This window comes from Cupriavidus sp. 01L43 (assembly GCF_056399925.1).
The window spans coordinates 1-23,758 of record NZ_JBFTSH010000007.1; the positions used below are offsets into that span (position 1 = coordinate 1).

At 66.6% G+C, this 23,758-nt stretch carries 27 protein-coding genes and 1 rRNA gene; 11 read left to right on the forward strand and 17 right to left on the reverse strand.

Going from position 1 to position 23,758, the window contains the following annotated elements; genetic code table 11:
• Together rrf and AC1DP9_RS13610 are read left to right on the forward strand one after the other, a co-directional pair.
• Nucleotides 1-92 (forward strand): 5S ribosomal RNA (rrf, locus tag AC1DP9_RS13605); the annotation flags it as partial.
• Between the two features lie 99 nt (nt 93-191).
• Nucleotides 192-494, forward strand: coding sequence for a GIY-YIG nuclease family protein (locus AC1DP9_RS13610; protein ID WP_477107786.1), 303 nt, complete (start codon nt 192-194; stop codon nt 492-494).
• A 72-nt stretch (nt 495-566) separates the two neighbouring features.
• On the opposite strand, the gene AC1DP9_RS13615 is transcribed toward AC1DP9_RS13610, so the two are convergent.
• Nucleotides 567-989, reverse strand: coding sequence for an organic hydroperoxide resistance protein (locus AC1DP9_RS13615; RefSeq protein WP_092296121.1), 423 nt, complete (start codon nt 987-989; stop codon nt 567-569).
• A gap of 61 nt (nt 990-1,050) precedes the next feature.
• Nucleotides 1,051-1,521, reverse strand: a complete 471-nt coding sequence (locus AC1DP9_RS13620) for a MarR family winged helix-turn-helix transcriptional regulator (RefSeq protein WP_441592678.1) — start codon at nt 1,519-1,521, stop codon at nt 1,051-1,053.
• 184 nt (nt 1,522-1,705) lie between these two features.
• Between AC1DP9_RS13620 and AC1DP9_RS13625 the strand changes: the two genes are divergently transcribed.
• Together AC1DP9_RS13625 and AC1DP9_RS13630 are read left to right on the forward strand one after the other, a co-directional pair.
• Nucleotides 1,706-3,175, forward strand: a complete 1,470-nt coding sequence (locus tag AC1DP9_RS13625) for a DegQ family serine endoprotease (protein ID WP_092296115.1) — start codon at nt 1,706-1,708, stop codon at nt 3,173-3,175.
• 224 nt (nt 3,176-3,399) lie between these two features.
• Nucleotides 3,400-3,726, forward strand: coding sequence for a hypothetical protein (locus AC1DP9_RS13630; protein ID WP_092296112.1), 327 nt, complete (start codon nt 3,400-3,402; stop codon nt 3,724-3,726).
• Between the two features lie 60 nt (nt 3,727-3,786).
• Here AC1DP9_RS13630 and AC1DP9_RS13635 read toward each other — a convergent pair whose 3' ends face one another.
• The 5 genes from AC1DP9_RS13635 to AC1DP9_RS13655 form a co-directional block, all read right to left on the reverse strand.
• Nucleotides 3,787-5,277, reverse strand: a complete 1,491-nt coding sequence (locus AC1DP9_RS13635) for an MFS transporter (RefSeq protein WP_477107787.1) — start codon at nt 5,275-5,277, stop codon at nt 3,787-3,789.
• Nucleotides 5,278-5,369: 92 nt separating this feature from the next.
• Nucleotides 5,370-5,867: a MarR family winged helix-turn-helix transcriptional regulator gene (locus AC1DP9_RS13640; RefSeq protein WP_092296108.1), complete on the reverse strand. Its 498-nt coding sequence runs from the start codon at nt 5,865-5,867 to the stop codon at nt 5,370-5,372.
• Nucleotides 5,868-5,948: 81 nt separating this feature from the next.
• Nucleotides 5,949-7,952, reverse strand: a complete 2,004-nt coding sequence (locus AC1DP9_RS13645) for a transglutaminase TgpA family protein (RefSeq protein ID WP_477107665.1) — start codon at nt 7,950-7,952, stop codon at nt 5,949-5,951.
• The gene (locus AC1DP9_RS13650) at nt 7,949-8,926 is read right to left on the reverse strand and encodes a DUF58 domain-containing protein (RefSeq protein ID WP_477107666.1); all 978 of its coding nucleotides are present in this window, start codon (nt 8,924-8,926) and stop codon (nt 7,949-7,951) included. The genes AC1DP9_RS13645 and AC1DP9_RS13650 overlap by 4 nt, the downstream gene beginning before the upstream one ends.
• A gap of 13 nt (nt 8,927-8,939) precedes the next feature.
• Complete coding sequence (locus AC1DP9_RS13655) at nt 8,940-9,863, reverse strand: AAA family ATPase (RefSeq protein WP_092296100.1); 924 nt, start codon at nt 9,861-9,863, stop codon at nt 8,940-8,942.
• Nucleotides 9,864-10,088: 225 nt separating this feature from the next.
• On the opposite strand from AC1DP9_RS13655, the gene AC1DP9_RS13660 reads away from it, so the two are divergent.
• A complete protein-coding gene (locus tag AC1DP9_RS13660) occupies nt 10,089-10,934 on the forward strand; it encodes a phytanoyl-CoA dioxygenase family protein (protein WP_477107667.1) in 846 nt (281 codons plus the stop codon).
• Between the two features lie 66 nt (nt 10,935-11,000).
• Here AC1DP9_RS13660 and AC1DP9_RS13665 read toward each other — a convergent pair whose 3' ends face one another.
• The 7 genes from AC1DP9_RS13665 to AC1DP9_RS13695 all read right to left on the reverse strand — a co-directional run bounded on the left by AC1DP9_RS13665 (nt 11,001) and on the right by AC1DP9_RS13695 (nt 17,062).
• Nucleotides 11,001-11,177 carry a hypothetical protein gene (locus AC1DP9_RS13665; RefSeq protein WP_177219928.1) on the reverse strand — a complete coding sequence of 59 codons (177 nt, stop codon included), beginning with the start codon at nt 11,175-11,177 and terminating at the stop codon, nt 11,001-11,003.
• A 162-nt stretch (nt 11,178-11,339) separates the two neighbouring features.
• A complete protein-coding gene (locus tag AC1DP9_RS13670) occupies nt 11,340-12,077 on the reverse strand; it encodes a GntR family transcriptional regulator (protein ID WP_477107668.1) in 738 nt (245 codons plus the stop codon).
• 132 nt (nt 12,078-12,209) lie between these two features.
• Nucleotides 12,210-13,232 carry a 2Fe-2S iron-sulfur cluster-binding protein gene (locus AC1DP9_RS13675; RefSeq protein WP_477107669.1) on the reverse strand — a complete coding sequence of 341 codons (1,023 nt, stop codon included), beginning with the start codon at nt 13,230-13,232 and terminating at the stop codon, nt 12,210-12,212.
• 12 nt (nt 13,233-13,244) lie between these two features.
• Nucleotides 13,245-13,724, reverse strand: a complete 480-nt coding sequence (locus tag AC1DP9_RS13680) for a GlcG/HbpS family heme-binding protein (RefSeq protein WP_092296089.1) — start codon at nt 13,722-13,724, stop codon at nt 13,245-13,247.
• A gap of 32 nt (nt 13,725-13,756) precedes the next feature.
• Nucleotides 13,757-15,205, reverse strand: coding sequence for an aldehyde dehydrogenase family protein (locus AC1DP9_RS13685; RefSeq protein ID WP_477107670.1), 1,449 nt, complete (start codon nt 15,203-15,205; stop codon nt 13,757-13,759).
• Between the two features lie 65 nt (nt 15,206-15,270).
• Nucleotides 15,271-15,990, reverse strand: coding sequence for an iron-containing redox enzyme family protein (locus AC1DP9_RS13690; protein WP_092296083.1), 720 nt, complete (start codon nt 15,988-15,990; stop codon nt 15,271-15,273).
• 145 nt (nt 15,991-16,135) lie between these two features.
• Nucleotides 16,136-17,062, reverse strand: a complete 927-nt coding sequence (locus AC1DP9_RS13695; RefSeq protein ID WP_477107671.1) for an ornithine cyclodeaminase family protein — start codon at nt 17,060-17,062, stop codon at nt 16,136-16,138.
• 331 nt (nt 17,063-17,393) lie between these two features.
• On the opposite strand from AC1DP9_RS13695, the gene AC1DP9_RS13700 reads away from it, so the two are divergent.
• The 4 genes from AC1DP9_RS13700 (at nt 17,394) to AC1DP9_RS13715 (ending at nt 20,020) form a co-directional block, all read left to right on the forward strand.
• Nucleotides 17,394-18,932, forward strand: coding sequence for a hypothetical protein (locus AC1DP9_RS13700; RefSeq protein WP_092296077.1), 1,539 nt, complete (start codon nt 17,394-17,396; stop codon nt 18,930-18,932).
• 43 nt (nt 18,933-18,975) lie between these two features.
• Nucleotides 18,976-19,329 (forward strand): 2Fe-2S iron-sulfur cluster-binding protein, encoded by a 354-nt coding sequence (locus tag AC1DP9_RS13705; RefSeq protein ID WP_477107672.1) that lies wholly within the window; start codon nt 18,976-18,978, stop codon nt 19,327-19,329.
• Nucleotides 19,320-19,625 (forward strand): ferredoxin, encoded by a 306-nt coding sequence (locus AC1DP9_RS13710; RefSeq protein WP_092296074.1) that lies wholly within the window; start codon nt 19,320-19,322, stop codon nt 19,623-19,625. The genes AC1DP9_RS13705 and AC1DP9_RS13710 overlap by 10 nt, the downstream gene beginning before the upstream one ends.
• A 101-nt stretch (nt 19,626-19,726) precedes the next feature.
• Entirely contained in the window at nt 19,727-20,020 is a 294-nt protein-coding gene (locus tag AC1DP9_RS13715) for a 2Fe-2S iron-sulfur cluster-binding protein (RefSeq protein ID WP_477107788.1), read from the forward strand.
• A gap of 24 nt (nt 20,021-20,044) precedes the next feature.
• On the opposite strand, the gene AC1DP9_RS13720 is transcribed toward AC1DP9_RS13715, so the two are convergent.
• Complete coding sequence (locus AC1DP9_RS13720) at nt 20,045-20,866, reverse strand: IclR family transcriptional regulator (protein ID WP_092296068.1); 822 nt, start codon at nt 20,864-20,866, stop codon at nt 20,045-20,047.
• A 172-nt stretch (nt 20,867-21,038) separates the two neighbouring features.
• On the opposite strand from AC1DP9_RS13720, the gene AC1DP9_RS13725 reads away from it, so the two are divergent.
• Complete coding sequence (locus tag AC1DP9_RS13725) at nt 21,039-22,016, forward strand: LysR family transcriptional regulator (protein ID WP_255370860.1); 978 nt, start codon at nt 21,039-21,041, stop codon at nt 22,014-22,016.
• Nucleotides 22,017-22,085: 69 nt separating this feature from the next.
• On the opposite strand, the gene AC1DP9_RS13730 is transcribed toward AC1DP9_RS13725, so the two are convergent.
• Together AC1DP9_RS13730 and AC1DP9_RS13735 are read right to left on the reverse strand one after the other, a co-directional pair.
• Nucleotides 22,086-22,364 (reverse strand): hypothetical protein, encoded by a 279-nt coding sequence (locus AC1DP9_RS13730; RefSeq protein WP_477107673.1) that lies wholly within the window; start codon nt 22,362-22,364, stop codon nt 22,086-22,088.
• A gap of 164 nt (nt 22,365-22,528) precedes the next feature.
• Entirely contained in the window at nt 22,529-23,080 is a 552-nt protein-coding gene (locus AC1DP9_RS13735; protein ID WP_092296062.1) for a YggT family protein, read from the reverse strand.
• Nucleotides 23,081-23,254: 174 nt separating this feature from the next.
• Between AC1DP9_RS13735 and AC1DP9_RS13740 the strand changes: the two genes are divergently transcribed.
• Nucleotides 23,255-23,707 (forward strand): MarR family winged helix-turn-helix transcriptional regulator, encoded by a 453-nt coding sequence (locus AC1DP9_RS13740; protein ID WP_092296060.1) that lies wholly within the window; start codon nt 23,255-23,257, stop codon nt 23,705-23,707.
• The last annotated feature ends 51 nt before the right edge of the window (nt 23,708-23,758 follow it).

Below are 23,758 nucleotides of genomic sequence, written 5' to 3' on the forward strand. Positions count from 1 at the left end.
AACCACCCCTTCCCATCCCGAACAGGACCGTGAAACGACTTTGCGCCGATGATAGTGCGGACTACCCGTGTGAAAGTAGGTCATCGCCAGGCTCTTATACCCAGAACCCCCAGCCCCATAAAGGCTGGGGGTTTTGCTTTGTGGGCTCCGATTGGCATTTTCGTGACGAAAACGCTTATGATCTGCGTGCCATGCCCTCTGACGAAGAAGACCTCGCTCGTGCCGAGGCAACGCCCTGGTATCTCTACCTGCTCGAATGCGAAGGCAATTCGATCTACACAGGGATTACCACTGACGTCCAGCGCCGTTATGCCCAGCACTTTGCGGGGATTGGTGCCAAATACACACGCTCCCGCAAACCTACGCGCCTGCTTGGATGGCTTCGCTACGATAACAAGTCAGAAGCGTTGAAAGCCGAGTTGGCCACCAAGCGCATGTCGGCCGTGCAAAAGCGCGCATTCTGCGCGATGCTCGAAACGGAAGACAGCGCATAAAAACAAGCATAAAAACAAAAACGCCGGCAAATTTGCCGGCGTTTTTGTTTGTGATCGCAACTACGGTCAAACTCAGACCACCGTCAGCGTCACCTCGATATTGCCGCGGGTGGCGTTCGAATACGGGCAGACCTGGTGAGCCGCTTCCACCAGCTTCTGGGCCGCTTCCTTGTCCATGCCCGGCAGCGAGATCTTCAGATCGGCCTGGATACCAAAGCCCTGCGGAATCTGGCCGATGCCGACGGCGCCTTCGATCTTGGCGTCCGGCGAGACCGTGATCTTCTGCTGGCTAGCCACGAAACGGATCGCGCCCAGGAAACAAGCCGAATAGCCAGCTGCGAACAGTTGCTCGGGATTCAGGCCATCGCCCTTGCCGCCCATTTCCTTGGGTACGGCCAGCTTCACGTCCAGTTGATTATCGGACGTCACGGCGCGGCCATCGCGGCCACCGGTTGCGGATGCGTGGGCGGTGTACAGGACTTTCTCGAGTTTCATTTGCATTCTCCTAGCGATGCCCGCTCGGGGGCGTTTTCAAAGTCATGCCGAAATCGGCAAATCAACCGTCGGACCGTGCATCCTCCAGCGTGGTCCGCATCTCATGCAGGCGCGCCGTCAATGTTTGGATCTCCTCGATCGAGCACTGCGTCGCGCACAACATCTTTTCCGGGATGCCTTCCGCCGATGCGCGCAGGCGCCGGCCGGCATCCGTCAGGCTGACCAGCACGCGTCGCTCATCCTCGTCATCGCGTGCCCGTGCCACGAACCCCGCCACCTCGAGCCGCTTGAGCAGCGGAGTCAGTGTTCCGGAGTCCAACGTCAACCGTTCTCCGAGCGCCGACACCGTCAGCTTGTCCGTCTCCCATAACACCAGCATGACCAGATACTGCGGATAAGTGAGCCCAAGCTCACCCAGGATCGGCTTGTAGATCTTGGTCATTGCCAGCGAGGTGGAATACAGCGCAAAGCAGAGCTGTTGATCCAGCCGGAGCCAGTCTTCGTTAGTGGAGGAGTTCGTTGCGTCAGCCATGGCTCTATCTTATACACAATTAAATTGTGTGCAAGATAAATTTTCTATCGTGACTATTGAGGATAGGTGACGCGGGCGAGATAGGTCGGAACTTTAAGTCTGGTTTAAGGATGGCTGCTTACGATGCTTCCATCGCGCCGCAACTCCTGCGTCCGCGCAAGAAGCCAACCAGAAAGGAAAGACCATGATTCGCCAGACTTTTGCCCGCTCCGCCGTCGGTGTCGCCGCGCTCGTTGCGCTGGCCGGCGGTTATGCCTATCTCCAGAAGGACGCCATCACCCCCGGCTACGCCGCGCCGACGCCCGTCACGGCATCTGCCTCCGGCGCGCCCGTCGCCGTCGCCACGCCAGCCGACTTCTCGGGCATCGTCGACCAGTACGGCCCCGCCGTGGTGAACATCAGCGTGACCGCGCGCGCCCAGCGAACCTCCGCGCAGGCGCCGCAGGGCATCGACCCCGACGATCCGCTGTTCCAGTTCTTCAAGCGTTTCGGCCCGCAGTTCCAGGGTCCGCAAACCAGCCAGCCGCAGCTTGTGCGCGGCCTGGGCTCCGGCTTCATCGTCAGCTCGGATGGGCTGATTCTCACCAATGCTCACGTGGTCGATAACGCCACGGAAGTCACCGTCAAGCTGACCGATCGTCGCGAATTCAAGGCCAAGGTGCTGGGCGCCGATCCGCAGACTGACATCGCCGTGATTCGCATCGATGCGAAGGACTTGCCCACCGTGCGCCTTGGCGATCCGTCGAAGATCCGCGTCGGCGAGCCCGTGCTGGCCATCGGCTCGCCCTACGGTTTCGAGAACACGGTCACCGCCGGCATCGTCAGCGCCAAGTCCCGCTCGCTGCCGGACGACACCTACGTGCCCTTCATCCAGACCGATGTGGCGGTGAACCCCGGCAATTCCGGTGGCCCGCTGTTCAACCAGCGGGGCGAAGTGATCGGCATCAACTCGCAGATCTATAGCCAGACCGGCGGCTACCAGGGCCTGTCGTTTGCGATTCCGATCAACGTGGCGACGAAGGTGCAGGAGCAACTGGTGGCGCATGGCAAGGTCACGCGCGGCCGTCTCGGCATCTCGGTGCAGGAGGTCAACCAGGCGCTGGCCCAGTCCTTCAACCTGCCCAAGCCGGCAGGCGCGCTGGTCAATGCGATCGAGCCGGACAGCCCCGCTGCCCGCTCCGGCCTGAAGGCAGGCGACGTGATCGTGCAGCTGGGCGACGACGTCATCGACCATTCGGGCGATCTGCCCGAGCACGTCGCGGACATGAAGCCCGGCACGCAGACCCAGCTCAAGGTCATCCGCAAGGGCGAGCCGCTGACGCTGACCGTCAAGGTGGGCACGGCCCAGGAAGGCGCCGTGGCGCAGAAGACGAATGGCGGCGATACCGGCGGCAAGCTTGGCCTCGCGGTGCGTCCGCTTACGCCGGCCGAGAAGCGTGACAGCGGCATCGACGGCGGGCTGGTCGTGGAGAACGTGGCCGGACCGGCCGCGCGCGTGGGCATTCAGCCGGGCGATGTCATCCTGTCGCTGAACGGCACGCCGATCAGTTCAGCAGAGCAACTTCGGGCCCTGGTGTCGAAGTCCGGCAAGCAGGTGGCGCTGCTCGTGCAACGCGACGACGCCCGGATTTTCATCCCCCTCGACCTCGGCTAACCGGGTCCGAAAAACCGGGTTTACGGTGCCCGGTTTACGTATACAGGCCGTATACCGTAAACCGGTATACGGCCCGCAAACCCTTGCCAGAGGCCGCATTCAGGGCGATAAAACATCCCAAAAACGCGTTTGAGCAGGTATGATCTCGACTGCGATGCATGAAGCGCGTGGTGGCCATGGCCGCCACGTCTGGTTCTTGCTGAATCGACAGAACAAGGAAGTCTATGCAGTTGGATTTCACCCGCGCCCCCATCTCGCCGGGTACCGACCGAACGCGGCGCTTGACGCCTGCCACCACCAAGCCGACGACCCCGCGTCGCCGCAAGAAGGAAGCCGCTCCACACTGGGAGCGCGGCTACCGTTCTCATTTCTACCGTAGCGAACGCGGCGACAAGCTCGGTGAGGTCCACCTTTCCGATCGCGGCGAACTCCCCGTGGTCTACCGCTGGGCGGCCGGCAACTACTCCGGCGCAGAGGGCTCCCTGGCCCATGCGCGTGCCCGCGTGGAAGAAACCATCGGCTTCGGCATGCGCCAGCTGTCGCTGTTCTGACGGGCGGACACGCCTCCCGCCCCTAGTCGTATCCTCAACGCGCCGTCCCCAGTCTGGGCGCTAGTCCAGCCGACGCTGCGCGAACATGCCGATAGCCGCCACCAGCGCGAGCACGGCAATCAATCGATAGAGATCCTCGCAGGCAATTAGCCGCGCCTGTTGATCGGCAATTGTCGCCAACTGCGCCAGCGCGCCCGCGTGCGCCTGCCCCGTATCGAAGCCGCGCGCCATCAGTGCCTTCTGTGCCGACTCCAACCACTGCGCCGCCTCAGCGGGACGTTGCCCGATGGCATTGGTCAAGCTGGTATGCACCGCGAACTGCCGGTTCTGCAGCAGCACGGCGCCGAGCGCCGACGCGAACGAGCTGGCAATCTGCCGCATCAGGTTCTTGCTGCGGTAGCCGTGAGCGAAGTCATCGTCGTCGGCCAGCGAGCGGAACGTCAGCCCGGCAATCGGGATGATGACCATCACGCCGAACAGCCCCTTGCCCACCAGCCCGGGCAGCAGCGCGACCGGTCCGACATCGGGTGGCATGATCGAAAACCACGCCATCGCGCCCGCCATCAGCAACAGGCCCGCCACCATGACCGGCTTCTTGTGCGTGAGGTGCCGCGCCACGCGCAGATAGCACCAGATGCCGGCGAGGCTGATGGTGGCGGCCAGCGTGTTGAGCCAGCCTGTGGTGGCCAGCGGGAAGCGCAGCGCCTGTTCGGCATAGATCGGGAACACGTAGCCGCTCAGGTTGCTGATCATGTAGTAGACGAAATACATGGCCAGCCCCGTGAGGTAGACGGGATGGCGCAGCGCACGCAGTCGCAGCACCGGCGTGGCGTGGTGCCACTGGTGCCACAGGAAGCCGGCGAGCAGCGCCAGGGCAAGCGCGGCGACCAAGGCTACGCGGGCGGGATGCGAGAAGAGGTCGAAGCGCGCCTCGGTCAGGGACGCCTGGAGCGCCACGATGGCCACGCCGAACAGCAGCAGCGGACCGAGCGCCGGGCCGCCCACATCTTCGCGGGGCTCGGCGTCGGGCAGCAGCAGCCAGGCGCCGAGCGTGGCCAGCGCCGCGAACGGCAGCACGCCATAGAACACATCCTGCCAGACCCCGCGCTCAACCAGCTCTGCCGCGAACGCCGGCCCGAGCGCCGAGGCGCCGAAGATCCCCAGCATGAAGATACGCGTGGCGCGCGGCCGGTCAGCCGGGCCGAACATCAGGTTCACGAGAATCCGGCAGCTGGTGAACAGCGCGCCGCCGCCCACGCCTTGCACGAAACGGGCGGCCACCATCTGCGCGAGGCCGGTGCTGGTGGCCGCGCCGAGCGTGCCGGCCATGAACAGCAGCAACGACCCTGTCAGGTAATAGCGATAGCCGAACCGCTGCGCCAGCCACTGCTGCTTGAGAATCATCAGCATGCTGCCCACGGCATAGGCGGCCTGCACCAGCGCAAAGCTGCGCGGGTCCGCATCGATGCCGCCGACGATATGGCTGGACGCGAACACGAACATGATGTTCTCGAGGAACTCCACGCCGGTGGCCAGCGCGAGCAACATCATCAGCAACGTCTGGCGCTGCGGTCGGCTCAACAGGCGACTCAGCGCGCCGGGCCAGCGGGCGCCGGCGCCCTTGCCCTGGGGGGCGGGCAGGTTCACGACCGCTGCGCGTCGAGTGCCGCGAGATTCTGGTGCAACTGCGCAAGGTCGCGCGTCACGTCGGCGAGCCGGTCCTTGCCCAGCGGCGCCCAGGCCTCGCCATAGGCGGCATGCACGGCAGGCGCGGCGCGCTCCAGCAACGCCCGGCCTTCCGCCGTCAGCGTCAGTTCCAGGCTGCGCCGATCCTGTGTCGAGGTCTTGCGCTGCACGAGGCCGCGTGCCTCCAGGCCGTCGATCAGGCGCGTCATCTGGGTGCGCGTGGCGTCGATGGCGACGCCAAGTTCCGACGGCATGGTCGGCTGTCCGCCATCGGCGACCAGCAGGCTCATGACCAGGTACTGGCCCATGTCGAGCGTGTGCGGCGCCAGTGCTCGCTCGATGTGATGTCGGAGCAATCTGGCGGAACGGAGCAGCAGGCGGGAGGCGAGCATGAGATCGCGCGGGGCTTCCGGATATTCCGCGCAAAACCGGGTGATACGCTGTTCGAACGGCATTTGTTACATCCGATATAGTTACGAACGTAACTATATGCGCGAGATGCGGGAATGGCAACCGGCCGATGGTGCGCGGGACGGCTAGCGCACCTGCCGCCGCACGAGCGTGAGCGCCCTGCGCATGCGCGCCATCGCTTGCAACCTGCCTGCGGCGTCCGGCGTACCGTAGCGCAGCGCGATGTAGTCGCGCGTGAATGCCTGCAAGGCGGTGGCGGCGCCCGGCAGCGCCTCGGCGGCGCGCATGGAGAAATCGGCCGGCCCTTCCGAAGCCCCGCGCGCGCAGCCATGACGCGCCAGCAAGGTGCAGAAGCGGGCATAGAGCGACTGGAGCGGATCGAGCCGCCGTTGCCGTAGCCAGAGCGGCAACAGCGCGACGAGGCTCAGCGTTGCCAGTCCGCCCGCCAGCAACGCTGGCAATTGGCCATCCATGCCAAGTTTCTGCAGCAGCCGGCCCTGTTGCGCGCGGTCGTACTGGAGCACCCAGCGCTGCCACGTATAAGTCAGTCCGTCCAACCCCAGGCGCAGGTCCCGCAACCATGCCGGCCCACGCAACGCACGCAGTGCCTCGGCCTCGTCGCCGCTCAGGGCGGCGTCCACGCCTTCTTCCACGCGGCTCGGCGCCACGGCGCTGGTCGGGTCCACGCGCACCCATCCGCGCCCGGCGATCCACACCTCGGCCCAGGCGTGGGCATCCGATTGCCGGATGATGTAGTGCCGGCCCATCGGGTTGTACTCGCCCCCCTGATAGCCCATCACGGCGCGCGCGGGCACGCCGGCGGCGCGCATCAGGAACACGAAGCTGCTGGCGTAGTGCTCGCAGAAGCCACGGCGGGTATCGAACAGGAAGCTGTCCACCTGCTGCTTGCCGAGCGGCGGCGGGGAGAGCGTGTAGGCGAAGGGCGCCGCGGCGAAGAGCCGCAACGCGGCCTGCACGCGCTGCCACGGGTCCGGATACTGCGCCATCCAGCTGGCGGCGAGTTCGCGGCTGCGCGGATTGCCGTCCGGCAGCGCGAGCGACAGCGCAAGTGTGCGCCGCGACAGGGGTTGGGGCGTTCCCGTCAGTGTCGAGTGGCCCCGGTAGCGCAGCGGCCGGTCCACCGGTGCGCGGGCGAAAAACTCATCGTCGGCGGAAACGCGGGCGTCGACGCTGCCGGACACCGCAACGCCCCGGTCGAGCAGGTACAGCCAGGCCTGCTGGCTTGGCTCCAGCGTAACGTTGTACGCGCGCACGCCCGAGGGCGGTGGCGTGGCGTCGTCGCCGTCATCGTCGCGCAGCCCGGTGGCCGGGCGCGTGGGCCGCATCGACCCATCGGCGGGCCGCCACGCCAGTCCGTCATAGTTCCAGAGCACCAGCGCGCGCCAGTACAGCGCACTGGCGGGCAAGGGATCGCCGATGATATCGGCGCGGAACGCCACCTCGGGCGAGCGGATCAGCTCGCCGACGCTGCCGGGTTTCATCGTGTCCGAAATACCGGTGCGGCCCACCGGCTCCGACTGCGGCAGCCGCCACAGCGGATGGTCGAGCCGAGGAAACAGCACGAACAGGAACAGCGCCCACGGCAGGCCGATCAGCGCCATGCGGCCAAGCAGCGGCCAGATCGCCAGCCGCCCGCGCGCTTCCGGATGGTGGAGCAGCAGCCAGTTGCGCAGGATCCATGCGCCGATCGCCATGCTGTAGATCGCCAGCCAGAACGGCTGGTCGGCGAGGTAGAGCGTCAGCAGCAGGTAGAAGGATAGTTGGGTGACCAGCGTGGCATCGGACAGCGCCCGGGTTTCCAGCAGCTTGAGGATGACGAAGGCGCCCAGCAGCGCCACGCAGAGTTCGCGCCCGAGGCTGCCGCCCGACTGCCATACGAGCGCGGCGGCGGTCACCAGCACCAGCACGGCCGACACGCCGAGCATCAGCTTCGACGGCAGCGGCGCGCGCTGGCGCCAGAGCAGCCAGCGCCAGGCCAGCAGCACCAGCAGCAGCAGGCTGACCGACACCGGCAGCGAGCGCGCCTGCGGCGCCAGTACCAACGCGAGCTGGCCCATCAGCATCCCGTGTTCCTGATGCCCGAGCGGGCGAACTTCGTGCCGGGTCATGACGCGCGCCGCTCCGGCCACACGGCCAGCGCTTCCAGGCAGGCGCGGCGATGGGCGGCACCCTGGGCGGGCGGCAACGCCACGCCGGGCAGGCGCAGGCCGATCTCGAACTCGTCGCCGGCGGCCAGCACCCACGCGCACAGCCGCGATAGCCGGGCCTCGGTGTCCATGCCCGGCGGCAGCGCATCCCAGTCGAGCCAGCAACCGGGCTGGCGCGGCGCGGTGCCGGTGCGGCTCAGCATGCGGCCCGTGCGGGCGCTGTGCTTCCAGGCGATGCGGTGCAGCGGGTCGCCGGTGCGATAGCGGCGCAACTGGTCGATGCCATCGTCCGACGCGACGGATAGCGTGCCGTCCTCGGCGTCGTCCGGGCGGGCCACCTGCGGCAGCGGCGGGGCGTTCGGCTCGGGCGCCGGATAGACGAAGGCCACCAGCGACAGGTCCGCATAGCTCCACACGCGAAACAGGCCGAACGGAAAGCGGCTGGAAAACGTGACGCGCGGCAGCTTCATGCGCCCGCGCGCGGTGGCCGGCACGCGGAGCGGCAAGGTGCCCCGGCTGTCGCCATCAATGGTCAGCGTGGCGGTTTCGGATTGCGGCGTGCGGGCCTCCAGGCCGATGCGGGCGGCTGGGTCGGCGTTGTCCACGTTCAGTGCGAAGACCGCCACATCGCCCACGAAGGCCGGCGAGGCGGCACCCGTGGACACCGCCAGTTCCAGCAGATTGCGATAGGCCATCCACATGCACGCCATGCCGATGCCGGCGAGCAGGAACGTGAGCGCGAAGCCGAGGCTGATGTTGTAATTCAGCGAGGTCAGCAGCATCGCCACGAGCAGCACGCCAAAGCCGGCCCCGCTGCGCGTGGGCAGGATATAGAGATGGCGCCGATCGAACGTCACCACGCCATTGACCGGCCCATGCTGGCGATGCAGCCAGGCGGTCAGCGGACGATGCGCGGTGGCGGAGGCTTGCCGCATGGCGGGACGGAAATCAGGGAATGGCGACGTTGGACAGCAGGCGGTCGAGCACCCCGGCGCCCTGGCCCACGCCATGGCCGGACGGCAGCAGCCGATGCCCCGCCACTGCCGCAAACACGGCCTGCACGTCCTCGGGAACCACCATCTCGCGCTGCTCCAGCAGCGCCCACGCCCGTGCGCAGGCCAGCAGCGCCAGCCCCGCACGCGGCGACAGGCCGGCGACGAAACCCGGTTCCGCGCGGGTGGCCTGCACCAGCGCCAGCACGTAGTCCACCAGCGCGGGGCTCGCGTAGACCTTGGCGGCGGCGGCCTGCAGCGCCATCACCTGCTCGGCGTCCATCACGGCAACGGGGCGCTGATCGGCGGCACCGCCGAGGTACAGCACCCGCTCGAAGGCCGGATCGGGGTAGCCGAGCGAAATCCGCATCGTGAAGCGGTCGAGTTGCGACTCGGGCAGCGCATGCGTGCCGATCTGCTCGAGCGGGTTTTGCGTGGCGATGACGAAGAACGGCGCCGGCAGCGCGTGCGTGGTGCCGTCGTGGGTCACCTGCCGCTCGGCCATGGCTTCCAGCAGTGCGCTCTGGGTTTTCGGGGGCGCGCGGTTGATCTCGTCGGCGAGCACCAGCTGGGCGAAGATCGGGCCGCGATGGAAACGGAACTCGCTGGCCTCGCGCAGGAAGACTGACACGCCGACCAGATCGGCCGGCAGCAGATCGCTCGTGAACTGCACCCGCTGGTATTGCAGGCCCAGCGTCTGGGCCAGCGCATGCGCGAGCGTGGTCTTGCCCACGCCCGGCACGTCCTCCAGCAGCAGGTGGCCGCCGGCCAGCATGCAGGCCAGGGCAAGGCGCACCTGGCGCGGCTTGCCCAGCACGATGCGGCCTAGCTGGGTTTGCGCCTCGGCGAGCGAGGCAACGATCCTGGGTCGGGCGGTCACGAGTTGCCTCCGGTGACGTGGCTGCGGGTGCAGAGTGCGGCCATTGTAGCGGCGTCGGGGTCGCATCGGACAGTGGGTTGCCGCACGCTTTCAGGGCGACAGATGTCCTGTTGTCTCATGCGAAATGGGCGGTATCGCCCGCCAGCCCGCGCCGGATCTCGCTGCTTCTGGCATCATCGATCTGTTGGCGCCTTGCCACTTTCAGAATGGTCTCATCCCTCCACGATGACTGCCTCGCAACACCGCGCCTCAGGCGCCTCGGCTTCCCTCGATTTCGACTCTTCCGCGCCCCTGGCCGACCAGGCCGGTCTGGCCAGCCTGGCGCGTGAATTCCACGCGGGCGGCTATATCGTGCTGCGCCGCTTTGCCAGCGAAGCCACGTGCGCCGCGCTGGAGGACATGACCCGCAAGCATCTGGCCGCCGCCGTGCCGCCGGTGGAGTTCGAGGCCGATCTCGGCTATCCCGGCGCGCCCACCTCGCGCAAGGCCGAAGGGGGCGGTACGGTACGCCGGCTGCGCCAGGCCTATGGCCGTGACGAGGTATTCCGCCGCTGGGCCAGCGATCCGCACGTGGTGGCCACAGTGGAGGCGCTGCTGGGCGAGCCCGCCCGCCTGACGCTGGCGCACCATAACTGCGTGATGACCAAGCATCCGCATTTCGGCAGCCAGACTGGCTGGCATCGCGATACACGCTACTGGTCGTTCGTAAAGCCCGAGCTGGTCACGGTTTGGCTGGCGTTGGGCGATGAAGACGAGCGAAACGGCGTCTTGCGTGTGATTCCGGGTTCGCATCAGGCCAAGCTGGCGCCGGAGCAGCTCGATCCGGCCGAATTTCTCATCGAGGCGCATCCCAATAGCCAGAGCCTGCTGAAAGGGGCGATGCCCCTGACGCTGCATCGCGGCGACGTGCTGATGTTCGACAGCCGCCTGTTCCACGCGGCGGGTCGGAATGACGCCGAGACGGTCAAGCTGTCGGTAGCGTTCGCTTACTTCGGTGCGAGCAACCGGCCGCTGGCCGGCACGCGGTCCGCCGAGTTCGGCAGCGTGGAGCTGCCGCCGGCCGCGTTGTAGACGTCCCTTCCCAGAAACACAAAAGCCGCCTGATGGCGGCTTTTTCATTGGCGCGCGTGGTGCGCGTCAGGCGGCGTTGCCGCGAGTCGTGCCCGAACGGAACAGGGCAAACAGATCGGCCAGACGGACGGGCAGCAGCGGGGTGGCGTGCCGAACCGCATCGCGGCGGGCAAAGTGCTTGCGGAGTTGCTCGCCGACCGGACGGCTGAGGTACGAAGCATCCGGGTATTGCATGATGGTCATTCCCTATTGTGGTTAACAACAGCCTACAGTATACACCGCGATGGTGCGGCGCGCCATTTGCTGGTGCGAACGGGGAATGCCATGCGCAGACGCCCGCGCGAGGGCGGGCGTCTGCGCACCGGAATGTGGCCGGAATGTGGTGTCGAGGTCAGGCGGCGGAGATTACGCGCCCTTGTCAGGCGTATCGACCGGCTCGTTTGCCGGGGTGCCGTTCATGTTTTCGACAGCTTTCGCCGCGCTGAACACATGGCGCGTGGCCAGCAGCGCGGCAAGGTCGGCATCGCCGGCAATCACGGCCTGGAGAATCTGGGCATGCTCGTCCCAGTTCAGGCGCGCGCGGCTCAGGTTGGCCGGCGCGAACAGCAGCCCGGTGCGCTCGCGCAGCGAACGCATCATGTCCTGCAGCACGCTGTTGGCGGCGATATTACCGAGCAGTTCGTGGAACTTGGAGTTCAGTTCGACGAAGCGCTCGGTCTGGCCGCTGTTCACGGCGTCGTTGCCTTCCTTGAGAACCTTCTCGATTTCCAGGATCAGCGCGGGGTCGCGGCGTTGTGCCGCGAGCTTGGCGTTGAGACCTTCGAGGGTGGCGCGCACCTCGACCATTTCGCGGGCGATATTGGGCGACAGACGCGCCACCGATGCCCCACGGCGCGGCTCGATCTTGACCAGCCCTTCCGCCGCCAGCGCGCGCAGCGCCTCGCGCACCGGAATGCGGGACACGCCCAGCTCCAGCGACAGCGTGTTCTCCACCAGCCGCTCGCCGGGATCGTACTGGCCGTCGAGGATGCGCTGCCGCAACGTATCGGTCACAAGCGCGAAGAGCGGGGAATGCTGGGCGCCCAGGCTGGCAGCCGGGGTGTCCGGATTCGGGCTGAAGGCACTGGTGGTGGCGTCGTTCATGGTCGGGATCGGCCGTGGAAATCGTGGATCGCGCAAGAAACTTGAGCGTTGAAGCACCGGCCCATTGGGATGCATGGGACCGGCGTGAATGCCACTATTGTATACCGTCAACCTTTGCGACCAGACATTCCACTACATCGTCGGATGCTGAAAAGTGAACCCGTCGGCATACAGGAACGGGACCTGCGCGCCGAGTCCGGTGAACAACTGCTTTGCATCGTGGATCATGTTCGGCGAGCCGCAGAGATAAATCGCATGCTCGGACAGGTCGCCCAGGTCCGCCGCCACGGCTTCGTGCACATAGCCGCGCCGGCCCTGCCAGTCCGCGTCCGCGCGGGACAGCACCGGCACGTACTGGAAATCGTAAAGCCGATCGCCCCAGGCGCGGATCTCGTTGTCGAGGTAGAGGTCCGATGCGGACCGCATGCCCCAGTAGAGCCACACCGGCGGGCAATCCGGGTCATCCATCAGGGACTCCAGCATGCTCTTGATGGGCGCGATACCGGTGCCGGTGGCTACCATCAGCAGCGGGCGGTAGTCCTCCTTGCGCAGTGCGAAGTTGCCGAGCGGCACTTCCACGTCGAGCCGGTCGCCCGGTTGCAGGCGCGGCAGTTGCCCCGCCGTGAAGCGACCGCCGGCAATGCGGCGCACGTGGAAGTCCACCTCGTTGCCGCGCGGGGCGGACGCCATCGAGAAGCTGCGGTGGCTCCCGTCGTCTAGCAGAATCTTCATGTACTGGCCCGGCGCGAAGGCCAGCGGCGCGTCGTCCGGCAGGGCCATGCGCAGGTGCAGCACGTCGGCGGCGAGCGGCGTCACCGCCTGTACGATGGCTGACGCGCGGCGTGCCGGCACGGCCGGCTCCAGGCCGCGCGCGGTGCTGATGACGAGGTCGGCCGTGGGCCGCGCCTGGCAGGCCAGGGCGAAGCCGGCGGCGTCCTCGTCCTCGGTCAGTCCCATCGGAAATTCTTCATAACTGACCGATCCTTCCACCACGCGCACGCGGCAGGTGCCGCATCCGCCGAACGTGCATTCGTGGGCCAGGCTGACGCCCGTGCGCAGCGCGGCATCGAGCACGGACTCGCCGGGCTGCGCCGTGAACGACTGCTGCGTCTCGGCAATCTCGATGCGATAGAGGGGATAGGTACCGTGGGACATGACCGCTCCTGCTTACTTCTTGATGTCGGCCTGCGCCAGCACGGTCAGGTCCTCGCCGGCCAGCAGGTCGCGCAATGCTTCCAGCGCGGCCACGCCGCACGCGGTGTCCTGCTCGCCGTTGCCGCCGGACAGGCCCACGCCGCCAACCACCTCGCCGTTGACCACCACCGGGTAACCGCCGACGAACACCGCGAACTTGCCTTCGAAGCTCCACTGGATGCCGAACGCCTCGTTGCCGGGCAGCGCCGGGCCGTTGGGCGCCGTATTGAACAGGTGCGTGGAACGCTTGTGGCCGGCCGCCGTGAATGCCTTGTTCCAGGCGATCTGCGGGCCAGTGATGCGGGCGCCGTCCATGCGTTCGAGCAGCAGCGGATAGCCGCCCTCATCGACGATGCAGATGGACTCCAGCACGCCGATTTCCTCGGCCTTCTTCACCGCCGCCGCCACCATGTGGCGGGCTTCCCGCAGTTCGAGCTTGATTGCCTTTTTCATCGTGAAATCCTTAATAGCCGGGTAGTCGCCGCTTAGCAGCCGCGATAGATGGTCTTGATCTGGGTGTAGAACTCGAGCCCCGCGCGGCCCGATTCCCGGAACGTGGAGGTGCTCGACCGCTTCAGCCCGCCGAACGGCGCGTTGACGAGGTTGCCGGTGGTGGTGCGGTTGATCTTCACCGTTCCGGACTCGATGTCATGCGCAAAATCGTGCATATAGCGCGGATTGCGCGTGGCGATGGCCGCGGACAGGCCGTACTCGGAGTCATTGGCAACGGCGATGGCCTCGGCGTAGCTGCCCACTTCGAGGATGGCGAGCACCGGGCCGAAGATTTCCTCGCGGGCGATGCGCATGGTCGGCGTGACATCGGTGAACACGGCCGGCGAGACGTAGTAACCGTGCGAGAAATCGCCATCCGTCAGCGCTTCGCCACCGCACAGCAGCGTGGCTTCAGCCTTGCCGGCGGCGATGTAGCCGAGCACGGTTTCCAGTTGCTTGCGCGTGGCGAGCGGGCCAAGATCCATGCCGGTGGCCATGCCGCTGCCGATCTTCAGCGTCTTGACCTTGGCCACGAGCTTGTCGGTGAATACCTGCTTCACCTCGCGCATCACGAGGATGCGGCTGGTGCCCGTGCAGGCCTGGCCGGACAGCGACAGCCCGCCCTTGATGGCCAGGTCCACGGCCTTGTCGAGGTCGGCGTCCTCCATCACGATCAGAGGATTCTTACCGCCCAACTCCATCTGCGTGCGCGTGGTCATCGGCACGGACTTGTGGATCTGTTCGCCCGCTGCCGTCGAGCCGGTGAAGGACACCGCCCGCACCGCGCGCGATTCGACGATGGTCGGGCCCACCTCGGCGGCGCTGCCGGTCACGAAATTGAGCACGCCCTTCGGAATGCCCGCCTTGACGAAGGCTTCGGCCAGCCGGTAACCGGAGAGCGGCGCGTCCGACGAGGGTTTGAAGACCACCGTGTTGCCGGTGATCAGCGCCGGCGCGATCTTGCGGGCAGGAATCGACACCGGGAAGTTCCACGGCGAGATTACCGTCACCACGCCCAGCGGCTCGCGCTGGCTGTAGACCAGCATGTCCGGGTCATCGTTGGGATACGTCTCACCGCCGTAGGTCTGTCCTTCCACGGCGTAGAAACGCAGCGTCTGGGCGGAGCGCATGACTTCGTCGCGCGCCAGCGACAGCGCCTTGCCTTCCTCGCGGGTCAGCTCGGCGGCGATGGCGTCGGCGTTGGCTTCCAGATGCGCGGCGGCATCGTTGAGAATTTTCGCGCGCTTGCCGATGGGGGTCTTTTTCCAGCTGTCGAAGGCGGCCGAGGCGGCGGCCACGGCGGCGGCGGCGTCACGCGCGTCCGAGGCGGCGTGCCGGCTCACGATGTCGCGCGTGTCGGCGGGGTTGAGGTTGTCGGTGGTGCGGCCGCTGGCGCTGTCGCACCATTCGCCGTCGATGTAGTTGCGGTACGTCTCGGTCATGACTGTGGCCTTTGCGAACGGGGGCGGGGCGCCCGGCACGGGGGCCGGGCAGATGCGGAGGCCGCTCAGGCGGCCACGGTCTCGCGCGTGCCGTCCACGTAGTCGTAATAGAGCGCGGTGGTGTACAGCAGTCGCATCTGGGCGCCAACCTCGCAGATCTTCAGGCAACGCTGCTGCAATTCCGGCGTATTGGCGTGCTCGAGCACGATCTGATAGCCGCGTTCGCCGTGGATCTCGTCGGAGACGATGTGCAGGTCGAAGAATTCGACTTCCTCGTCCGTGAAGCCGTACTTCTCGCGCAGCGTGGGGGTCTGCTTGCGGTAGATCGACGGCACCTGCGACTCCAGGCCCACGACCAGGCCGGCCACGGCCACCACCGGGTCTTCGCGCATGGCCACGGCGTAGCACCAGCTTTGCAGGCCGCGCGTGGTCGGCGACATGTTGTCCGCATCCACCACGCGCTCGCGGGTGGTGCCGCAGGCTTCGGCAAAGCGGATCAGCAGGTCGGTGTGGCGGTCGCCGCCAATCTCTTCCTCGTACATATTGGCCAGCAGGAAGTCCTTGGCCTCGGTCATGTGGTCCGGCGTGCGGGCATAGATATAGGCGAGGTAGTCGGCGAACGGGCCCACGTAGTGATAGTGGTTCTCGGCCCAGCGGGCGAGGTGGTCGCGCGACAGCGTGCCGCCAGCCCATGCCTTGCTGAAGGGTGCCTGGTTGGCGCTCTTGCCCTTGATTGCGTTCTCGAGGGCGGCGCGGAAATCTTCACGGTTCATCAGTTCGGCCATTTGGGGGCTCCTGTTTTGACGAGGGGTGGTTGTGAGCCGCGACGTGAGAGACGTCTTATCTGCGGCGGGTTTGAATCAGGATGAAATTTGTATACTTTCTGCAATCAAATTTGGGCGACAAAGAGCTGACCGGGCGCAGCACGCGTCAGGCTTTTCCAGCCTCCGCTTCGGTAATCCGTCGATAGGCGACACCAGCCAGGGCGATGTCCTCCAGACCGACGCCGACCGACTTGTAGATCACGATGTCGTCGGCATGGCGGCGCACCGGCTTGTCCAGCAGGACATCGGCCAGTTCCACGATCTTGCTGTCGGGCAGCACCGCCTTGTCGGCGAGCACCAGGTCGCCGGCCTCGCGCAGCGACTGCGGCCGCCACTCCACCACCACGGTGGCGGCGCGGGACAGCGCGGTGTCGTCGAGTTCGCGGGTATGCGGCAGGCTCGATCCGATGGCGGCGATGAAGGTGCCCGGCTGGATCAGTTCGCCGGAGAACAGCGGTGTGGTCGAGCGCGAGGCAGTGACGATGATGTCGGCCTGCGCGGCGGCCACGGCCGGATCGGCAAAGGTCACGGGAATGCCGCACTGCGCGGCGAGCCGGTCGGGCAGGCTCGCGTCGGCATAAGGATCGACCACCAGCACGCGGCGCAGCGGCAGCGCGGCGGACAATTGCGCCGCATGCTGCACGCCCTGCGTGCCGGCGCCGAACAGCGCAAGCGTGGCGCTCTCGGGCCGGGCCAGCCGCTGCGCGGCGAGCACCGTGCAGGCCGCCGTGCGCAGCCGCGTGATCGCGCCGGCGTCGAACGAAGCCAGCGGCCGGCCGTCAACGGTTGAAAACAGCAGGATGACAAATGAGAACTGTCCTGCGATCGTCGTATATACCTTGGCCCCCGCCACCTCCTGCTCCGGAATCACCGCGCCAAGCGTGGAAAGCTTCACACCACCCGCCTCCGTCCGGATCCGTTCCTGCATCGCGGCCTCGCCGCGTCCAAAACTCTGGAAGGCCGCCAGCATGGCCTGCTGGGCGTCCTGGGCCGTCACGTGTCGGTCGATCAGTTCGTCGGTGATATGGAGCATGGTCGATGGGGGCTCAGGGCTGTTTGTGGCTCGATTCGGTATACAGTCTACACATGGCCGGAAAAATTGCTAGCGTTGATGCATCGATATTTTCCCGGGGCGTGCCTTCCAGAGTGGTGCTTGATGCGCTGAAACCGTGCACTGATGCGGCTTTCCGCACCGCATTGGGGGATTACCCCAAGCCGTGCAGGTTTCGCTTGTTCGGAAGCATCAACGGGATATAGTATACAAATTAGATCGACGCCCAGCGCTGCACGCAGCCAAGAGGTCGACGGCAGGTCTTATTCATCCGCCCCCACAAGGGCCCCAAGATCAGGATCAGGGGAGCCTCATGCAACAAACCGTAGAAATCGGCCTGGCACATTGGGTGTATTTGCTAGGTGTCGCAGTCATCGTCTTGACGATGATCCTGCGGGCCAACGTTGTCGTGCCGTCTATCGTCGGCACCTTCCTCGTGATCCTGGCCATCACGGGCAATCCGGTCAGCGCGCTGGGGGGCATCTTCGGGGCCAGCCTCGTCGCGGCGAAGGAGCTGTTCAATATCTTCCTGGTGATCGCCTTCATGACGGCGCTGCTCAATGCGCTGAAATCGTTGCGATCCGATATCCGCATGGTGGAGCCGTTCCGCCTCGTCATGAAGAACGGGCATAGCGCCTACTTCATCCTGGCGGGCATCACCTATGTGATTTCGCTGTTCTTCTGGCCCACGCCGGCCGTGCCGCTGGTGTCGGCCATCCTGCTGCCCGCGGCCATCGCCGCCGGGCTGCCGCCGCTGGCCGGCGCCATGGCCATCGCCATCGCCGGGCAGGGCATGGCGCTCTCGTCGGACTACGTGATTGGTGTGGCGCCGGGCATCAGCGCCAAGGCGGCGGGCGCAGCGGTCAGCGCGGCCGTGGTGGCGGACCGGGCGCTGATCCTGTCGATCATCACGGGCACCATCGCGCTGACGCTGGCCTATCTGTCGATGCGCCGTCACATTGTGCCGGCCAACGGCGCGCTGCTGGACCGCTGGCAGGCCCGCGCCACGGGCGTGGACACGGCCATGGAAGCCACCGGCACCTTCGACAAGGCGGAGATTGCGCGCGGCACGTCGCACCCGGAGCCGCTCGTCACGGACGCCAATATCGAACAGAGCCTGGCGATGGTGGCCAAGCGCCGCATCAAGTGGTCGAAGTTCTTCGCGGTGCTCACGCCGGTGGCGTTTATCTGCGTGGTCTCGCTGATGGTGGCGCCCAAACTGGCCGCGGGCATGCCGGATCTCAAGGGCGGCGCGGCAGCGGCACTGGTGGGCGGCGTGGCCGCGCTGTTGATGATGCTGGCCACGCTGGCCGCCGAAGGGCCGCGCAAGATGCTCGATGTCTGCCCGGAGCACATCACCGATGGCTTCGTGTTCGCGTTCAAGGCGATGGGCTCGGTGCTGCCAATCGCCGGCTTCTTCTTCGTGGGCGCCGGCGAGACCGCCGCGCAGATCCTGGGCGTGGACGCCGGCAAGGCGCCCAGCCTGCTGTTCGAGCTGATCCAGGCGTACCAGCACATGATTCCGGACAACCACGTGTTCGTGGCATTCGGCGTGCTGTTGGTGGGCATGATCACCGGCATCGATGGCTCCGGCTTCGCCGGCCTGCCGCTGACCGGCACGCTGGCCGGCGCGCTGGGTCCGGTAGTCGGCTTCGACTCGGCCACGCTGGCCGCAGTGGGTCAGATGGGCGCGGTCTGGACCGGCGGCGGCACGCTGATCGCCTGGTCCTCCCTGATCGCCGTGGCCGGGTTTGCGCGCGTGCCGGTGCTCGATGCAGTGCGGGCGTTGCTGCTGCCCGTGCTGGCCGGGCTGTTCGTCTCCACGATCTGCGCGATGCTGCTCTGGCACTGACGCCGGGCGCTTCCTTTTTTTCGATTTCAGCGAAGTCACCAACATGCCGAAAGTCGTCTTTCACAAGCACGGGCAGGTCTTCGTGGACGAGGTCAAGCCCGAGACCAACCTCGTCGTCCGCGCCGGCATCAGGCAGTTTCCGTATCCGAACCTGCGCTACGAATGCGGCATGGGCAAGTGCTCCAAGTGCGCGTGCCGGGTCCTGGCGGGCGCCGAGCACCTGCCGCCGCCGAACTGGAAGGAAAAGAAGCAGCTGGGCGAGCGGATCGACCAGGGCTTCCGGCTTGCCTGCCAGATCTGGCTGACGCATGACATCGAACTGGAGCAGGAGGATCAGCAGCCTGAGACCCCGGCACAACCACAGGCCAACACCCAGGCCCAGACCTCATGTTCGTGATCCTGACCAGCAAGCCGGGCCAGTTCCGCACGGAGGCCGTGCCGGGCGTGGAGCCGGTGGAAACCTACGAGTACCTGTTCTATGGCCGCCCGAAGGCGATCTTCGTGATCGCCACGCTGCATGCGGCGGTGAAGGTGCCCGTGATCGACGAAACCGGCGGCCCGGATGCGCCGCCGGTGGTCAACCACGTGCCATCGAAATTCCTCGAGCGCTTCGACACGCTCGACGCTGCCCGGGCCGCGCTGCAGGCGCTGGCGCACTTCGGCAGCATGGACCTCTCTTTAAGGAAGCAATGATGCGGGCAGATATCGAGACGGCTGCCGCCGACACCACCGAGGACACTGGCGGCGGCAGCGCCGCGCCCGCCGCACCCGCTGCGGCGCCGGAGGTCCGCAAGGTGGAAATCGAATTCGTGACCAATGCCGGCAAGACGGTTACCGCGCCCGCCAACAGCAACCTGCTGCGCGTATCGCTGCGCGAGCAGGGCGGCATCCCGTTCAAGTGTGGCGGCGGGCTGTGCGGCACCTGCAAGTGCCACATCGATCGCGGGCTGGAGCATACGGACGCGGTCAAGCCCAAGGAGCGCAAGCATCTGAGCGATGACGACCTGCGCGCCGGCTTCCGCATGGCCTGCCAGACCTTCGTCAACGGCGATATCGCGGTGTCGTGGGAGCCGAAGGCGCGGGTGTAAGCCCGTCTTCGACCGAGGGCCGACCTAGGTCCGCAGGCCGACCAGCCCGGAAATCTTCTCGGAGGCCTCCAGCAGCGGTGGCAGGAATCGATCCGACATCTCCTGCGCGCTGGTGCGGTTGGCCTGCCCGCTGATATTGATGGCGGCGATGATCTGCCCGGTGCGGTTGCGGATGGGCGCGGCCAGCGAGACCAGCCCTTCCTCGAGTTCCTGATCGTTCTGCGCCCAGCCGCGCGTGCGGATGTCGGCAATCAGCGACTTCAACTGGTCGATGTCGGTCACGGTGCGGCGGGTGCGCGCTTCCAGCGCGGTGTCGCGCAGCACGCGGTCGAGCGTGTCGTCATCGAGCCCCGACAGCAGCACGCGCCCCATCGACGAGCAATAGGCCGGCAGCCGGCTGCCGATGGACAGGTTGATCGTCATGATCTTGCGTGCCGGCACGCGCAGCACGTAGACGATCTCGGTGCCATCGAGCACGGAGATCGAGCAGCTTTCATGCACCGACTGCGAGAGTGCCTCCATGATCGGCTCGGCCAGGTTCCAGAACGGCATCGAGGTCAGGTAGGCAAAGCCGAGGTCGAGGATCTTGGGCGTGAGCCGGAACTGGCGGCCATCGGCCTGCACATAGCCCAACCCCACCAGCGTGAGCAGGATACGGCGCGCGCCGGCGCGGGTCAGGCCGCTGGCCTGGGCGATTTCGGTCAGCGTCTGGGTCGGGTGGCGGGCGTCGAATGCGCGGATGACGGACAGCCCGCGTGCGAAGGACTGCACATAGCTGTCGCTCGGCTTCTCTGCGGGCGGGGTGCCCGGCGTGCGGGATGATGCGGGATCGGCAGGGCTCGCCATTGCGGAATGGGCTCGAAATTGGCTCGGAAAGGCCGAAAGGGTAGTGGAAATGCGCCCAAATCGCTAGTCCGGGGCCATCGGCCATACCCCGCCGCGACAGACCGCCACGCTGACGGACGCCCCGCTCTCCCTCATAATGTGCGATCGCAAAATGTCGCAGGTCATCGGGTCAGTGAACGAAACAATTCAGTGGAATGATTGGGAGGCGTTCTGCTGCGTCGTCGAGCAGGGCACCTTCACGGCGGCAGCGGCGGCGCTGGACTGCCCCAAATCCAGGGTGTCGGCCGCCGTGGCGCGGCTGGAAACGGCCATCGGCGCCAAGCTGCTCGAGCGCACCACGCGCCGCATGCGCCTCACCGATGCCGGGGGCGCGGTCTATCGCGACGTGGCCCCGCTGTTCGCGCGGCTGCGCGAGATCCGCCAGGAAACCCTGGCGCGCGAGGAGCGCGTGCAGGGCATGCTGCGCATCGCCACGCCGTACGAGTTCGGCGCCCAGCAACTGGGCGGTGTGATCTGCCGAACCCTTGCGGCGCATCCCGCACTCGATATCACGGTGGAGATTTCCCAGGGCTTGGTCGATCCGATCCGCGAGGGCTTCGACATCGCCTTCGTCACGGTGGAGACCGAACTGCCCGACTCCGGCACCATCGCCCGGCGCATCTGGCACGTGGAACGCGGCCTGGTGGCCGCGCCCTCGCTGGCGGCGAGCCTGCCGGCGCAGATGCATCCCGAGGATCTCTCGAACATGCCGACGCTGGCCACGCCCGGCGTCTCGGTCTGGGAGTTCGCGCGCGATGGCGAGCGCATTTCGGTGCCGATCCGCCCGCGCATGCAGACCTATAACGCCGAACTGCGCATGCAGGCCGCGCTGGCCGGGCTGGGCATCGCCCGGGTGCCGATGACGGCCGCCGAGACCGAGATCGCGCAGGGCCGGCTGGTGCGGGTGATGCCCGACTATCCGCTGCCCCCGCTGCGCGTCTTCGCGCTGCTGCCCGACCGGCGCCTGCAACCGCGCAAGGTGCGCGCGTTCATGGAAGCCATCGAATCGATGATGGGCGCGGATCTGGGCGATCTGGCCGAGCCGGCGGCGCGGATGGCGCCCGCTGGACGGGTGGAAGCCTTCGAGCGGATGGAGCAGGGGGAAGTCTAGCGGGGCGAGGGGAGCGCCCCGGGGGTGCTGCCGGGCGGCATTGCGCCGCCCTTGGTACTGCTACGCGGCTCAGGCGCCTTCGCTGAACTGGTCGCGCTGCTCGGTCACGGTGCGGGCACCTTCCGAGTACACGTCGCGCTTCTCGGTCACGCTGCGCGAGCCTTCGGTGTACACATCGCGCTTTTCGGTCACGCCACGGGCGCCGTCGGTGTACGGGTCAGCCTTGCCGACGCGGCCGATGCTGCCGTCGAGGCGGGCCAGGTCCGTGATCGATTGCGAAGCCTGGGCAGAGGCGGCGCCGGCGGCCAGGCCGAGGGCGAGGAGGGTGAGGGCGAGGGTCTTCTTCATGGTCGTGCTGTTCCTACTTATTGGCAGAGATCGCGGTGGGTCCGCGGTGGCTGTAATGTAGGCTTCGGCACGCACAGGAAAAAGGGTAAATCCTCGAAAGACTGTCCAGTCAGCTGGACAATAAGGGTTAACCCTAGGGGGTCGATCTGTGCTAGCCTTGCGGCTCAGATCACGCCACGGCTCACGCTGGCGATGACCATCAGCAGGATCTGCGCGATCACGAACAGGATCAGCGGCGAGATGTCGAAGCCGCCCAGGCGCGGTATCACGCGCTGGAGCGGGCGCAGCATCGGCGCGGTCAGGTGCCAGAGCGCCGGCGCCATCGGCGATTGCGGGTTGACCCACGACAGGATCGCCATCAGCAACGTCACCCACATCACCATGCTGATGCCCCACTTGAGCACGTTGAGCAGGCTGAGGGCGAGGATCACCGGCAGGAAGGCCAGCGGATCCGCATCCAGCACCAGCGCACGGCAGACCAGGAACAGCACGGCGGTCAGGTAGGCCGCGATCAGCGTGGCCCAGTCGATGCCGCCGAAGCCCGGAATGATGCGGCGCAGCGGCCGGACGATCCAGTCCGTGACCTGGAACACGCCCTGCGACACCGGATTGCGCGACGGCAGCCGGGTCAGTTGCATCCAGAGGCGCAGCAGCAGTGCCATGCCGAACAGCGTGAAGACGGTATCAAGCAGGAACAGGACAATTTCCGTGAACATCGGGCGGATTTCCGGGTTGGCGGTGTTAGGGTGTCGGTCTCCGCACAGATTCTGCCATAGCCCGTCCGGCGCGCATGCGGAAATGCGCGCCAGCGCACCGGAGGATGCCTGCGGGGACAAGGGGTGCTTTTATAATGAGCGCCGGATTTCCCCCTCTGCAAAACTGATTCTTCAATGCCACGCAAGCCCGCCGCGCCCCAAGCCGCCCTGACCAAGCAGGATTTCGAGGCGCTGTCCGATTTCCGATACCAGTTGCGGCGTTTCCTGCGGTTTTCCGAAGACGCCGCGCGCGCCGAAGGCGTGACGGTGCAGCAATACCTGCTGATGCTCCACATCCGCGGCTCGGCGGAGCGGAACTGGGCCTCGGTGGGCGAGCTGGCCGAGCGCCTGCAGGCCAAGCAGCATGGCGTGGTGGCGCTGGTGAACCGCTGCGAGGCGGCCGGGCTGGTCAGCCGCAAGGTGAATCCCGACGACCGCCGCGTGGTGCAGATCCACCTGCTGGCCAAGGGCGAGCGCTGCCTGAACCGGCTGGCGATGCTGCACCGGGCCGAACTCGAGTCCCTGCGCAATACCTTCCGCGTGGCCCGCATCACGGCGTTCAACGACGACGGCGCTGATCGGCTCTGATTCGTCCACGGGCGGCGTTACAGCCCGTTACCCATCACAATCTCCCGTGAC